Consider the following 11,220-nt stretch of genomic DNA (forward strand, 5'->3'; position numbering starts at 1 on the left):
GTCTAGAAAGCGACACCCCCTGAAAGAAATCATGTTTTCAATGGGAGCTGATAAATCGGAGAAATGTCGACTCGTCGCGATCGCCCTTCGATGAGTTGCACGCTATGCATGCGGCTCGCCAGTTCCTACGGTCCCAGAAGAGCGTGCGATCGCCGCGGTGTGGAGTCGCATGGTCTACGCAGCCAGCCGCGACGGTGAGCCCGCGTAGCTTGCAGTAGTGGCAGAGGGGATGCTCGCGAAGGAAGGCTTTGCTGGACCGCTGCCACTGGTAGTCGTAGCCGCGATCGAGTGCTGTGCCTCGGCTCTCTTGCTGTCGATGCTGAGCACATCGACCATATGCGACGAGGGTAGGGCAGCCGGGCTGTGAACACGGTCGGAGCGGCCTTGTTGGCACATCACGCGCTCATCGACTGCGGCTTGATGACGTGCGGCGTCGCGCCTACGCACTGTCCGTTGGTGCACTGTTCCATTGATCGACCGAGGCGCATTGGGTCGGGCACGTCGAAGCGGAGCGGGGCACCGCACACGCGACAGGGCACGACGTGCGACTTCTCCCGCTCGCGTCTCAGTCCCTTCCAGTTGGCTCGGCGTGAGAGGCGATTCATCGCGTGCTCGTTGCGACGGCGCGGATCACCCCGACGGGGCTGCGACCGTCGGGGCGCCCATTGATAATCTCGTCGTCGATGCGCTGCTCCTCCTGCCTGCGCCACCGACTTATTGCGGCGAGCATTCGCCTTTCAACGAGGGACTCTAGTTGCATGCGTTCCTCGTCCGTCAGTTGAATATCAAGTCCAACGGAAGCGACAATGGCTTTCTCGCTCATGCGGCGGCGATGGCCCGGACGAGACCCGAGATGCCCGAGCGGTAGGCGCGGCGGCGATCCTCTTTACGTCGAATGGCTTGTCGGGTCAGGGTATCGCGAGCCATTGAAGGCGCGACAGCACCGGGCGGGTTGGCTGAGCTGAATAGCTTCTCCCAATCCATGCTGGCCATCAAGAGGCGGGGTTCCCCGATAGCAAGAACGCGCTCGGACAGTGAGCGCGTTGCTTCGACGTCTTGAGCTTCGGCTTCGGCGGGGTCAGCGTTCAGGAGGCAATGCTCCAAAGTGAACGCAAGGGACGGTTCATGTTGATAGTATGTGGACTACTTGTTGATTGCGCAAGACGCATTACGCTACTTAGGGACATCCGGGAGCGCGCGTCTGATCATCTCGACGGTTTCGAGTGTATCGAGTTGCGAGGGCGTGACGCGGAAGATGCGCCAACCTAACTCCGTCGCGCGATTGTATTTAGCCATGTCCTCAATGAATCCACCGCCGCGGGTATGTCGGCCCTTCGTCCACGCGCCTCCTTCGACTTCCAATGCGATTTTGGGCTCGAGCCAGGCGAGGTCGAAGCGCCAAGCGCGCTCCGGTTGGGCGAAGTGATGTTCGAGCGTGGGTTCGGGAACGCATTGCCGGCGACAGAGCGCCTTAAAGAGACTCACGCGCTGCTCAGCGACCAGTTTTCGGCCAGCTGCGACCGCGGTTGATGGCGAGACCGAGGGTTGAGCTTTGCGAGCGGTGCGCGGACTCACCTTTCCTCCTCATGGGCCGCGACGGCCGAGCCAGTCCAATGCCCGTCTGAGGCGTGCGTAGCGCGATAGCGGCGTTCCACTTCCGCCTTGCCTAGCACACGCGCTGAGCATGGGTAGCAGAATCCGGTTCCTGCCCAACAGCACCGCTTGTGCTCGCAGTCGGGCACCTCGCAGTTCGGCCACTCCTCGCCATTCTGTTCGCGATAGAGCGCGAGTTGATCGTCGGCCTCGTCGATGGCGTCGCTCATGTCGGTCGCTCCGTCTGCTCGACCACATCGTCGTCGAAATCAACCGGAATATCAGCAGCGCATTCTACCGACATACCGGCGAATGGATTGTGATCGATCAGCCACGGCGCATCACGCCAAGCGAGACCACCCTTTGTCCGACGACGCCAGACGCGGACCATCAAGACGCGGGCTCGTCTCCGATCTGACGCGCGAATCCACATCACGGTACGCTCTTCTTCGACCGGCCCCGTCCCATCATCGAGGATCGGATCCACAACGTCGAATGGCGCTGAGGCGACGAGAAACCACTTTGCCCAGTCCGTTTTGATCATATCCCCTCCGAGTTTTGTGGCACAAACGCGGCGGGCTGGAACTGCCTACCGCATCCCGAATCGCATTCCCACCAACCGCGCGTGAGTCGATGAATGCCAGACGGCGCCTTGCTCGGACCCGGCATCCCACTATCATCGCGTGGAGGCCCAAAGTCGTGTTCGACATCCTCAGTACGATAACTCACACGAAGATGCGCGCAGCAGGCTCGGTCGTTACTCATCTCTGGCGACGTGCGCATTCGCGTCCTCCTGTGGTGGGGCCGCGCGAGCTGCATCGATTTCGGCCCGAAGCGACACGCCAGCATCCCACGAGAGATAGAGGTTGGCCTCCAATGCCGCGCCTTCGAGGTCAGCCTCGGCGAGCGATTGCGCCGTGTCGTGACGCACCCGAGTTTCGAGCCAGTCGAGTCGGTCGCGGTCCTGTCGGAGCGCGGCGGTCTCGGCCCGCAATGTGAGAATAATGTCAGACATCGCCTCCATTGTTGCGCGCCAAACGGTCGCCTCATGCACTTGGCTCGCGGCGTGGGTGTACCACTCGTGGCCGCAGTCGCAGCGATAGAACCATGACTGTACCTTGACGGGCGTGGCCGCGAAGCCCTCGACCTGCGAGCCCCATGTCACCTCTTCATCGACCGGGACGAGCGGCGCGGGCTTCTTGCAGTGGTGGCATTCCTCCGTCTCTGCGATGAACGGTTTTCGCGTGCGCCACTTGTCACGTCTCCGTGCTGGCGGTGTCGGGTCCGTGGACGCGAGCGCGCGTTCGACCTCGGGACAATCGGAATAGTGGCCCGCGTGCCCACCGCATTTTCGACAGAATAGCGGCTCATTCGGCGGGTCCGTGGACGCGAGCGGCGCGCCCGATGTCGCTTCGTATGCCTCCGCAACACCGTCATGCGCGAGCGGCGCGGCGGGAATCGGGCTAGAATCTTCGTCCCAGTCGTTCACGGTGTCGGCTCTCCGTTGTTGATCATCCACTCGACGCATGACATCGTTCCCTTGTCCATGTCCCGCTGGCCTTTGTAGATCGCCGCTGAGTCGGCCTTTGTACCCGCACGCTTCAGGTCGTAATGACATTCGCCAGCCACGAGTCGCGCGGATTCGCCACCAGGCCCTAACCGGAAGGGTGGTGGCGCATCAGCGGGCTTCCCTCGCCGCCCCCACGCGCTTTCCGCGTCGCGCCGTCGGTCAATAGCCCAGTCTGAGCGAATACAATCGCCGAGCGCCAACGTGATCAGGAGCGCAGCCCACAGCGCCAGTCGCGGCAACCAACGGACGCGCCACGCCATCCAGAAGTCGGTTTCGTCACTCATTGGTCGGCTCAGTGGGCGCGTCACGGGCCGCACGCATCGCAGCTCCGATTGTCGCCGTAGGTTCGTGCATCGGCTCGAAGACGGTAGAATCTTCGCGCTCCGTGAGGCGCCACATTTGATAGCGCACCGTGCCGACCGGTGGGCGAATCGGCGCCTGTGATGACAGCGCCGTGAAGCCGAGGAGGTTCCCGTCTGCGAGTACCCGAGACGTCAAATCCTTTTCGTCAGTCATTTCGGGGTCGGCTCAGTGGGCGTAAATAGCGATTGCGCGCTGATAACTTTTGCGATGCCGAGTAACAGGGCCCTCGCGCGTTCAGGCCCAAGCGCCTCAATCTGTTCCATCGTCGCGTTCAATTCACAATGGACCGTGAGTTCGTTCTTCGGCGCCGGAGGTGCCCATGCCTGCGTGCTTCGCGGATGCATGGCGCGCGCGCGGCCGTTCCACATGCGCCCGCGTTCGGACCAAGTCCGCTTTCGCTCGCGCGTATTCCCGATTCAATCGCAACCGGCGTTCAGTGCAGTGCGGAGCACAGAGGTCCGTCCGGTGCGATGACGCGAATTGACCACAGCCCGGCCACGCGCACACCTTCCGGGTGATCTCCGTCCGTCGCTCTTCGAGTGAGAGCGTGACCAGTTCGTCCGTCATGACCCGCGAGCGGAGCGGTTGCCGATAGCGGCAGACGGTACAGACTTCCGCGGTCGCCCCGTACTCGAGGATCACGATCGATAACCACGCGCCGCAGCGGCACTTCGCCATTTCAATCATGCCTCGATCGCCTCCTGTTTGATGGCCTCAAGCGAGTCAAAGAGATGATCGGCGAGTTGCTGAATCGCGCCGTCAAGATTGGTTTGGGCCTCCTCGTAGGCCGTTGCTGCATATGGCCTTGCAGCCATCGCGCGATCATGCTTTTGCAGGATGTAGCGCATCCCGCGGGCAAACTCTGCGGTGAATTGGTCGCGGCTCATGCGGTTTCCCCCATCTGACCCGGCTCGCTCAGATGTTTCGCCGCATAGCGGTAGAGGTCCGCACCTGTCTGGCCGCTGTCCCGGTGCATCCGACCCCACCAAATGTCGCCATCTATCGAACGAGCTCGGCGCGTCTCGACCGATTGAGTCAATAGCCGCCATTCGCCGGTCTCGTGGTCCTCGCGTGCCTTGCGGTCGGTCCAATGTTCCTTTCCTGCGGCCGCGCCGTTCGACCCTGAACCCGCTGCAATGGCTATCCGTTCGGCCCGCGCGCTCCCCAAGAAGACCCGTAGACCCTTCGGCGAGGCAATCTTCCGATCAAGGGCGGTATCATCCCGGCACACTTGCGCTAAGTCTGCGGCCACGTATTGCGACCCCGGCCCGATGAGAGCGAGCATTTCACGGAACCATCCGAGCCACGTATCGGACGGTCGGCGCCGCACAAAGGCATCGGCATCGCGGAACGGACCTTCGCCCATCGCAAGCGATAGCAGACCGGCGTACTGCTTGAATAATTCCGCGTCTTCCGAAATCGCTTCGCGCGCGGTGTTGTGTTGTGTTTCAGGGGGAGTTGGAAAAGGGGGTGTGGGGGAAAAACCGAGGGGGCGACCTTGGAAGTCGTCGGATTCTGTCGATTTCCGTGGAATTCCACGGAGTTCCGTCTTCCGTTCTCTGTCCCGACGCCTATGCCGGTCCATGTAGTCAACCGCCGATGTGTCGGCGAACAATCGCTCGGCGGCGCTTCGCAACGTCTGAGCGGCGCGGTCGTCTCCGCGCTGCGCTGCATCCGTCGCCAGTGCTCCGAGTTCCATGATCAATGTCAGTCGATCCGCCACTACGCCGCCCTCGTGAGGAGCCGCGCCATCTGCCGGCCGCGATCGGTAATGGAAATCGTCGCTCGCTTCTCTTTGCGTCCAATCTCCTCCAACCAGCCGAGCGAGATGACCTCAGCACATCGGCCGCATGCGGAGCCGATGCCACCCGTCTGCTGATAGAGCGCGTCGGCGAGCTCGTGCCGAGTCCGTGGTTCAGACTGCGAAGCGAACCAGATCAGACACCGCCGGCGTTCGCGCTTCGCCTTGCCAGCACGCTCAAGTTCATCCGCCGCATCTTCACTGGTCGCGCTGCGAACCGATGGCACTCGGAATCGGAGGTCGAGCTGCGTCTCGCGGGGGGCGCTCATGCGGCATGCCTCCGAAGGCGCTCGTAAATCGCGAGGAGTAAGAAGGCGCAGGCGCACCCGATGGTATCAGCGCGCCATGCTTCGCTCATGTGCGCGAACATGCCCGCGATGCGAAGCACGATCATGATCCACGCGAAGGCGTAGCACCACAGTTCAGGAATCCGCCGCGCGCTCATCGCTCCCCCTGGGTGCCCGCGGCGTGAGTCAATTCCTCAGCGGTTGCGTAGATACGCTGACCGTCGAATGGACCGTCAATGAACTCAACGAGAAATTTCACATCGACGAGCCGAACGATGCCCCGAAACTCAGGCCGACCGCGCGATGCAAACTCGCAAATGTCGCCATCTTTTTTCACATGGTCGGTCATGGGCGCTCCCCCTGGGTGCCGACCGCGCCGAGTAGCGCCTCGCATTGTGCACGGAACCGTTCGTGCGAGACGAGAAGTGCCTCGATGTCCAGTGTGTCGTAGTCGTCTTTGTCGAATGCCGCTTGAATCTCGGCCACTTCTTCCATGCTCAGCGTCGCATCCTTGAAGGGATCGCGTTCAGTTGTTGGCGCGCTCATCGCGGGGACTCCGGAGGAGCGGACACGGGCGAAAGTTCGGATTCCAAGTAGGGAATCACGGAGCCGCTTTCTAACTCGACGAGGTAAAGGTATCGCGTGCCCGGGGCGCGCACCTCAACGATCTGCCCATACTCACCATCGGCTTCGACAGAGTCCCCGAGGCGGAATTTCATGTCGCTCATCGCGGCGCTCCCTGAATTGCATCGCAGATCGGACAGGCGTCATAGCCGTGCTCGCACTCGACGCCAGGGTAGTAGCCCGCGAGCGGCTGACCGTTCGGTGCGAAGTGTTTCGGTCCCTCATGGATGTATTTGCGGAACCGTTGGCAATGCGGCGCGTGACGGGAGAGGACTTCCCAGCACTTCACGCAAGAGCCTCGGTTTTGCTTTCCCTGATGATCGCGGCGCTCATGCTGACAATTCATGCACACGTCGGACATGATTACCGGCTTAGACTTGAAATGCGCGCTCATGATCGCGGCGCTCCCTGAAGACCGGGAGACGCGAATGTACGATCCCATTCTTCGCGGTTCGGGTTGTTAGATTCTTCGCGTTCAATAAGCGAGAGTGAAGTAGCGTCCGGGGCGATGCCACATTGCGGGTAGTCGTTCCAGAACTTTTCTGCGAGCGCATAGTGCTGTCCATCGTCGAGGTACACGTCGCCCGGCTTCTCGACCGATCGAGCCGCGCACAGTGCGACGAGAACGCCGTCGACGACGCGTAGTCTGATGCTCATCGCTCTCCCTCACTGGTCACCGACGCGACGAACGCCTTGCAACTACATGTCTTGGCGCGTATTCGCTTGTCACACGGTCCAGTACCACCGCGCCAATCGAAATTCGGCGCACTGACTCCACCTGCGGCGTTATGCAGGTTTCGTTGGTGTCCACATCTGCACAGCGAGACAGCGAGTCTTACGTCACGGTCGCGTGCCGATCCCCTGGGGTCGATAGTCCCATTCGCAACGCCTGTCATGCTAGCGCGGTATACCATTTTGAAATCGCTCGCGCTCATGTGTTCGCCTCACTGGTCCCCGACGTGGTCACCACGGGGCTGGACGGGGATGGACAGCATAGCGCCGGTGTCGCGACAGCGGCCTTCTCAGGCGCGAATTGTGGCGAGGCCGATTTGGCGGGCTCCCACTTAACGATGGCTTGGGTAGGTCGCGTTGGCGGGACGTTAGTGACGCGACACCATACCGGCACTTCCCCATCACCATTTGCTTGGGAGCCAATGGTACGTATAAGATGGATTATGTCCTTATCCCCGCCACCGTTTAAAGTTTCCTTATCAAACATTGCTTGCTTCTCTCGTCGCAACACTCTATACGACACTGCCGGGAATGCTGTCAAGGGCGCTGTTGTCTTACCGCGCGGGCGGGCCCGGCCCTTCGCAAACATGTCGCGCATGTTGTCCTTGTGCGTGCCGAGAAACAGGTGCAGCGGATTGACGCACGTTGGAGTATCGCAGGTATGACAGATCTTCAGCGACGGATCAAACGGCCCATATACTTGTTCGTAGGCGACGCGGTGAACGAGCGTACCCTCTTTTCCTTTCCACGTTGTGCGACAGTAACCCAATCGGTCAGCGAATCCAGCCCAGAGAACGCAGCCAGTCGTCGGATCGAATCGTGTCCGCGCAGACCACCACGCTGCGGTTCCCGGCTTCAATTTGTCTTTGGCACTCATGCCGCTTTCTCCCGTTTGATCCGCGCCAGTTCCGCCTCGCAGTATTTGCACTTACCCATCGTCCGAATCACCGCCGCACTCGCCCGCACCCACCGGATCGGCGCCGGGATCAACTCCCCACACGCCGTGAAGGCGTGATTGATCTGCGGGAATCCCACCCGATGCACCTCAGAAAGGCCATTGGTTCGACCGAGCCGGCAGTCGGACCAGACAATCGCAGCCCCGAACTCCAAGGGCGTGACCTCGTCGACATCGAGCTCGGCCTGAACCTGTTCGCGCGCCTCGCGTTCTAGTTGCTCCCACATCGCGGCTCGCTCGCTCATGTCGTGCACCCGGAACGACGGGCGGCGGCGACCAAAGGCACGACACGATAGGGGCCATTCGGCTTCGCGAGATATGCGTCCATGTTATGCGCCGCCCGGTCAGCGTCTCCTTGCGATGCGTAGACCATGCTGGACTTGCCGTCGCGATCCACAACGAGCCACGCACGGATAGCTTCGTCTCGCTCGGCGCGTGCCTGAGAGAGAGCAGCGCGCAACGCGATGTTCTCAGTGAGCAGTTCCGGTGCAGCCGCAATCAATCGCGCGTTGTCCGCCTGCTCGGCGCGCTGCTCAGCGTGAACCCATCTGAGATGAATCGTGGCGACGATCCCCGAGATAACCTTGCCGCGCGCCCGCACGGTGCATTCCGAAGGGCTGTCCTCGACGAGTTTCCACGGTCCCGGAGTGGAACCGGTAAGATCGCGGGGCGCAGCGGGTGGTCGAGCGTCCTGGTCAGCCATGCGCGGAGCCCCCGGCCAATTTTACCGCTGCGGCGTGACCGGCGACTGCTTCGGCGCGAGTTGAATAACGCCACTGCTCTTCATCGTGCGCGCCGCCGAAAATCATCGTCTCGAACAGCAGAGGCGGGCCGCTTCCCCATGAATGATCCAGACCGAGAAAGACGGTGCTCACGCGGACATCGCCGACGTTCGTCTCAGCAATGCGCCGCGCGCTGTCTGCGGTCTCGAACCATCGCGCCCACTCCATGAGATCGGCGCAGCGCATAGGTTCGCCAACCGCGTCAAGAACATATTTGTCGCTCATGGTCGGTCCTCGTGCTGAGTGGGGAGCCCGCCCGCATCGCCTCGCAAGAAGGCTTGCCACCTGGATTCTGCCTGACGCGCGGCTTTGCGTGGATTGAACGTTGGATAGCGTTCGCGAAACGCGGCTGGATCGCGATGGCTCAACCGATGACAGCCTTCATAGACGTCGCTACCATCGGGGCGCGGGCCACAGAGGGGCGCCACGGACTTATATGGTCCCTTGAGCGACGCGCCGTCCACGCCTAGCACATGAGCATTCTCGGAAAATCCCCACGTACCACACGCCGAGCAGGCCATCAGGTTGACGAGCTTCTGCCGAGCGCGCGAGTGATAACATCGCTTGAAGTTGTCCGCCACGCGGGCGCGATTCACCTTGTTCAGGCGCTTCGGTGCCTTCGGTGGCGCAATCGGTTTCGGACACGGATTGAAACTCATGCCGCGTTCTCCGGTTCCTGCATGGCCGGCACGAACATCCCGTCCGAGGTCACGATCCACTTGGGCGTCATCTTCGCAAACGTGTCCCAGCCCTTCCGTGAGCCCTTCGGTGGGACTAACGGCTCGCCAACTGAGCCATCCTCCGCGATCGGCGAGAGCTGGCGATGCACGGCCACACTCGTCGTCCCATCCCCATCGAAGCGGACTGCGAATGGCCAAAGGAAACTCTCGTCGTAGGCTGTGATCACGGTGCAGGTCCGACCGGTCAATGATTCGTGGCCGGTGTGTTCTGAGAGGAAGCGGAAGCGCTCGCTCATCATTGGAGTCGTGCCTCAGCAGCGAGTAGCGATGCATCCGTCTGACGCATCCGGAGCCGCCACTCCACTTCTTCTAGCCGTTCCTCGAGCTCCACCCATCGCGCCGCATCGTTCACGTCTTTGGTGAGCGCGACCGTGTATTTGTCGTCCGTTCGCACCAGCGCATCGATCTGCGGCTCGGTCGTTTTCTCGCCAGCATCGCGCAATCGCGCTCGAACGACAATCGCAATCTTCGCCTCCTCCTGCTTAAACGCGCGCTCGCCGCGATACCCGTTCCCACCGTAGAGTGCGCGGAGCGGTGACAGTTCCCGCACGATGGCGACTCGGCGCGACAAGAGTTCGTCACTCGAGGGCAATGTGTCGAGAATCGTCGAGTGAATGTTGAGAGTATCGCTCATGTCGTGCGCCGTTTCTGCCGCTTGTGTTCGCGGCTCCATGCCAGTTTGCATTCCCGACAAGCGCGGCCAGCGACAACTCCGTGTCTTACAATGATGATGGTATTGGCTGCATCGAAGACGTGACCGCGAATGCAACGATCCTTCAACCGATTATGTGGGCGTAATCGTCCCTTCCGTACGCAGTCGATCAGATTGTCTGCTTGTGTTCCAACAAAGAGATGGTCAGTGTTCACGCACAAACGCTGATCACAGGTATGACACAAGACCTTACCATTTGGCACCGGTGATCCGTGCACAATCTCATATGCGACGCGATGCGCCGAGGTGGTCTTACCGCGCCACCGCACCTGCCCATAGCCAGTGGTTCGTACCGACGCCGTCCAAAGAAGGCACCCGGTACCCGGTTCCGATGCGGTGTGATTCCAGAAGTTCTCAGGACTCATATCATGACCTAGAATGGCATTTCTGAATCTTCATAAGGCGGCGCTTCATCATCATCGGTCGACGTTGGTGCCTGCTCTGCACGGAACTGACGAGCTGCAGCTAGATATGCGGCCTTTTTCTCGTCCCAGTAATCGGCGCGAGTGTAATCAGTGTACTGACCGATGCCGCCTTTCATCTGCTTCGGCACCCCGACACAGGCCGTGATCTTCGCATACTTTCGTCCCTGCTTGCTCGTCTCCTGCGCGATCGTGAGCAGGCCGGCCTGGTTTGTGAGCTTATGCAACGGCACGCCGGCTTCGATCTGCTCGGCGTCATACGCCTTGCCGCGCCACTGCTCCAAGAACTTGCGGAGGTTGGCCTTCTCACCCATCGACACGGTGAACTCACGACCGATGTCGATGTAGTCGCCTGTCTCCTCGTTGCGCTCGCCGGTGCGGAAAACAAGAGCGCACTTATGAGCAAGCTTCGATGGCTGACCGGCGAATGTCTCAACGTTGTCGCCTAGATCAATCGTGTCGACGCAAATACCGATGTACTGCCCGTCAGGATGGGGACGGAATTTACTGTCGCTGCCTTTTGCGTTGATTGTGTCACTCACAAAGAATCCCCCGATTCCACGTATTGGCCATTGATGAAGTCCACTTCCCGAAGCGAGGCCGTCTCGACATCCGCCCCGCCGATCTGCCGTTCCGTGA

Annotated in this window: 23 protein-coding genes; all 23 read right to left on the reverse strand. The window is 61.1% G+C overall.

Going from position 1 to position 11,220, the window contains the following annotated elements:
- Nucleotides 1-37: 37 nt before the first annotated feature.
- The 23 genes from V4529_16710 to V4529_16820 all read right to left on the reverse strand — a co-directional run bounded on the left by V4529_16710 (nucleotide 38) and on the right by V4529_16820 (nucleotide 11,123).
- On the reverse strand, nucleotides 38-394 hold the full coding sequence (locus V4529_16710; protein MES2359983.1) for an HNH endonuclease: 357 nt from the start codon (nucleotides 392-394) through the stop codon (nucleotides 38-40).
- Between the two features lies 1 nt (nucleotide 395).
- Nucleotides 396-605 carry a hypothetical protein gene (locus tag V4529_16715; GenBank protein ID MES2359984.1) on the reverse strand — a complete coding sequence of 70 codons (210 nt, stop codon included), beginning with the start codon at nucleotides 603-605 and terminating at the stop codon, nucleotides 396-398.
- Nucleotides 602-760: a hypothetical protein gene (locus tag V4529_16720; protein ID MES2359985.1), complete on the reverse strand. Its 159-nt coding sequence runs from the start codon at nucleotides 758-760 to the stop codon at nucleotides 602-604. The genes V4529_16715 and V4529_16720 overlap by 4 nt, the downstream gene beginning before the upstream one ends.
- Before the next feature lie 413 nt (nucleotides 761-1,173).
- On the reverse strand, nucleotides 1,174-1,575 hold the full coding sequence (locus tag V4529_16725) for a hypothetical protein (protein ID MES2359986.1): 402 nt from the start codon (nucleotides 1,573-1,575) through the stop codon (nucleotides 1,174-1,176).
- Nucleotides 1,572-1,823, reverse strand: a complete 252-nt coding sequence (locus tag V4529_16730; protein ID MES2359987.1) for a hypothetical protein — start codon at nucleotides 1,821-1,823, stop codon at nucleotides 1,572-1,574. The genes V4529_16725 and V4529_16730 overlap by 4 nt, the downstream gene beginning before the upstream one ends.
- Nucleotides 1,820-2,137, reverse strand: a complete 318-nt coding sequence (locus V4529_16735) for a hypothetical protein (GenBank protein ID MES2359988.1) — start codon at nucleotides 2,135-2,137, stop codon at nucleotides 1,820-1,822. The genes V4529_16730 and V4529_16735 overlap by 4 nt, the downstream gene beginning before the upstream one ends.
- 213 nt (nucleotides 2,138-2,350) lie before the next feature.
- A complete protein-coding gene (locus V4529_16740) occupies nucleotides 2,351-3,082 on the reverse strand; it encodes a hypothetical protein (protein ID MES2359989.1) in 732 nt (243 codons plus the stop codon).
- Nucleotides 3,079-3,447, reverse strand: a complete 369-nt coding sequence (locus V4529_16745; GenBank protein ID MES2359990.1) for a hypothetical protein — start codon at nucleotides 3,445-3,447, stop codon at nucleotides 3,079-3,081. Before V4529_16745 ends, V4529_16740 begins: the two co-directional genes overlap by 4 nt.
- Nucleotides 3,440-3,679: a hypothetical protein gene (locus V4529_16750; GenBank protein MES2359991.1), complete on the reverse strand. Its 240-nt coding sequence runs from the start codon at nucleotides 3,677-3,679 to the stop codon at nucleotides 3,440-3,442. The genes V4529_16745 and V4529_16750 overlap by 8 nt, the downstream gene beginning before the upstream one ends.
- A gap of 530 nt (nucleotides 3,680-4,209) precedes the next feature.
- Nucleotides 4,210-4,413, reverse strand: a complete 204-nt coding sequence (locus V4529_16755) for a hypothetical protein (GenBank protein ID MES2359992.1) — start codon at nucleotides 4,411-4,413, stop codon at nucleotides 4,210-4,212.
- Nucleotides 4,410-5,249, reverse strand: coding sequence for a hypothetical protein (locus V4529_16760; protein MES2359993.1), 840 nt, complete (start codon nucleotides 5,247-5,249; stop codon nucleotides 4,410-4,412). The genes V4529_16755 and V4529_16760 overlap by 4 nt, the downstream gene beginning before the upstream one ends.
- Complete coding sequence (locus V4529_16765; protein MES2359994.1) at nucleotides 5,249-5,596, reverse strand: hypothetical protein; 348 nt, start codon at nucleotides 5,594-5,596, stop codon at nucleotides 5,249-5,251. Before V4529_16765 ends, V4529_16760 begins: the two co-directional genes overlap by 1 nt.
- A gap of 172 nt (nucleotides 5,597-5,768) precedes the next feature.
- On the reverse strand, nucleotides 5,769-5,963 hold the full coding sequence (locus tag V4529_16770; protein MES2359995.1) for a hypothetical protein: 195 nt from the start codon (nucleotides 5,961-5,963) through the stop codon (nucleotides 5,769-5,771).
- On the reverse strand, nucleotides 5,960-6,160 hold the full coding sequence (locus V4529_16775) for a hypothetical protein (GenBank protein ID MES2359996.1): 201 nt from the start codon (nucleotides 6,158-6,160) through the stop codon (nucleotides 5,960-5,962). Before V4529_16775 ends, V4529_16770 begins: the two co-directional genes overlap by 4 nt.
- Nucleotides 6,161-6,628: 468 nt before the next feature.
- Nucleotides 6,629-6,895 carry a hypothetical protein gene (locus V4529_16780; GenBank protein MES2359997.1) on the reverse strand — a complete coding sequence of 89 codons (267 nt, stop codon included), beginning with the start codon at nucleotides 6,893-6,895 and terminating at the stop codon, nucleotides 6,629-6,631.
- Between the two features lie 274 nt (nucleotides 6,896-7,169).
- Complete coding sequence (locus tag V4529_16785; protein MES2359998.1) at nucleotides 7,170-7,847, reverse strand: HNH endonuclease signature motif containing protein; 678 nt, start codon at nucleotides 7,845-7,847, stop codon at nucleotides 7,170-7,172.
- Complete coding sequence (locus tag V4529_16790) at nucleotides 7,844-8,170, reverse strand: hypothetical protein (GenBank protein MES2359999.1); 327 nt, start codon at nucleotides 8,168-8,170, stop codon at nucleotides 7,844-7,846. Before V4529_16790 ends, V4529_16785 begins: the two co-directional genes overlap by 4 nt.
- Complete coding sequence (locus V4529_16795) at nucleotides 8,167-8,628, reverse strand: hypothetical protein (GenBank protein ID MES2360000.1); 462 nt, start codon at nucleotides 8,626-8,628, stop codon at nucleotides 8,167-8,169. Before V4529_16795 ends, V4529_16790 begins: the two co-directional genes overlap by 4 nt.
- Nucleotides 8,621-8,932 carry a hypothetical protein gene (locus tag V4529_16800; protein MES2360001.1) on the reverse strand — a complete coding sequence of 104 codons (312 nt, stop codon included), beginning with the start codon at nucleotides 8,930-8,932 and terminating at the stop codon, nucleotides 8,621-8,623. Before V4529_16800 ends, V4529_16795 begins: the two co-directional genes overlap by 8 nt.
- A 430-nt stretch (nucleotides 8,933-9,362) precedes the next feature.
- Nucleotides 9,363-9,683 (reverse strand): hypothetical protein, encoded by a 321-nt coding sequence (locus tag V4529_16805; GenBank protein MES2360002.1) that lies wholly within the window; start codon nucleotides 9,681-9,683, stop codon nucleotides 9,363-9,365.
- Nucleotides 9,683-10,081 carry a hypothetical protein gene (locus V4529_16810; protein ID MES2360003.1) on the reverse strand — a complete coding sequence of 133 codons (399 nt, stop codon included), beginning with the start codon at nucleotides 10,079-10,081 and terminating at the stop codon, nucleotides 9,683-9,685. Before V4529_16810 ends, V4529_16805 begins: the two co-directional genes overlap by 1 nt.
- Nucleotides 10,078-10,524: an HNH endonuclease signature motif containing protein gene (locus V4529_16815; GenBank protein ID MES2360004.1), complete on the reverse strand. Its 447-nt coding sequence runs from the start codon at nucleotides 10,522-10,524 to the stop codon at nucleotides 10,078-10,080. Before V4529_16815 ends, V4529_16810 begins: the two co-directional genes overlap by 4 nt.
- A gap of 8 nt (nucleotides 10,525-10,532) precedes the next feature.
- Nucleotides 10,533-11,123, reverse strand: coding sequence for a hypothetical protein (locus V4529_16820; GenBank protein MES2360005.1), 591 nt, complete (start codon nucleotides 11,121-11,123; stop codon nucleotides 10,533-10,535).
- Nucleotides 11,124-11,220: the final 97 nt, after the last annotated feature.

The organism is Gemmatimonadota bacterium, assembly GCA_040388625.1.
Lineage (GTDB): Bacteria > Gemmatimonadota > Gemmatimonadetes > Gemmatimonadales > Gemmatimonadaceae > Fen-1247.

Excerpts from the sequence above, each read along its gene's own strand:
- V4529_16715 (MES2359984.1), bottom strand. The coding sequence starts at position 605 with ATGAATCGCCTCTCACGCCGAGCCAACTGGAAGGGACTGAGACGCGAG.
- V4529_16720 (MES2359985.1), bottom strand. The coding sequence starts at position 760 with ATGCAACTAGAGTCCCTCGTTGAAAGGCGAATGCTCGCCGCAATAAGT.
- V4529_16730 (MES2359987.1), bottom strand. The coding sequence starts at position 1,823 with ATGAGCGACGCCATCGACGAGGCCGACGATCAACTCGCGCTCTATCGC.
- V4529_16735 (MES2359988.1), bottom strand. The coding sequence starts at position 2,137 with ATGATCAAAACGGACTGGGCAAAGTGGTTTCTCGTCGCCTCAGCGCCA.
- V4529_16745 (MES2359990.1), bottom strand. The coding sequence starts at position 3,447 with ATGAGTGACGAAACCGACTTCTGGATGGCGTGGCGCGTCCGTTGGTTG.
- V4529_16750 (MES2359991.1), bottom strand. The coding sequence starts at position 3,679 with ATGACTGACGAAAAGGATTTGACGTCTCGGGTACTCGCAGACGGGAAC.
- V4529_16755 (MES2359992.1), bottom strand. The coding sequence starts at position 4,413 with ATGAGCCGCGACCAATTCACCGCAGAGTTTGCCCGCGGGATGCGCTAC.
- V4529_16765 (MES2359994.1), bottom strand. The coding sequence starts at position 5,596 with ATGAGCGCCCCCCGCGAGACGCAGCTCGACCTCCGATTCCGAGTGCCA.
- V4529_16770 (MES2359995.1), bottom strand. The coding sequence starts at position 5,963 with ATGACCGACCATGTGAAAAAAGATGGCGACATTTGCGAGTTTGCATCG.
- V4529_16775 (MES2359996.1), bottom strand. The coding sequence starts at position 6,160 with ATGAGCGCGCCAACAACTGAACGCGATCCCTTCAAGGATGCGACGCTG.
- V4529_16780 (MES2359997.1), bottom strand. The coding sequence starts at position 6,895 with ATGAGCATCAGACTACGCGTCGTCGACGGCGTTCTCGTCGCACTGTGC.
- V4529_16785 (MES2359998.1), bottom strand. The coding sequence starts at position 7,847 with ATGAGTGCCAAAGACAAATTGAAGCCGGGAACCGCAGCGTGGTGGTCT.
- V4529_16790 (MES2359999.1), bottom strand. The coding sequence starts at position 8,170 with ATGAGCGAGCGAGCCGCGATGTGGGAGCAACTAGAACGCGAGGCGCGC.
- V4529_16795 (MES2360000.1), bottom strand. The coding sequence starts at position 8,628 with ATGGCTGACCAGGACGCTCGACCACCCGCTGCGCCCCGCGATCTTACC.
- V4529_16800 (MES2360001.1), bottom strand. The coding sequence starts at position 8,932 with ATGAGCGACAAATATGTTCTTGACGCGGTTGGCGAACCTATGCGCTGC.
- V4529_16805 (MES2360002.1), bottom strand. The coding sequence starts at position 9,683 with ATGAGCGAGCGCTTCCGCTTCCTCTCAGAACACACCGGCCACGAATCA.
- V4529_16810 (MES2360003.1), bottom strand. The coding sequence starts at position 10,081 with ATGAGCGATACTCTCAACATTCACTCGACGATTCTCGACACATTGCCC.
- V4529_16815 (MES2360004.1), bottom strand. The coding sequence starts at position 10,524 with ATGAGTCCTGAGAACTTCTGGAATCACACCGCATCGGAACCGGGTACC.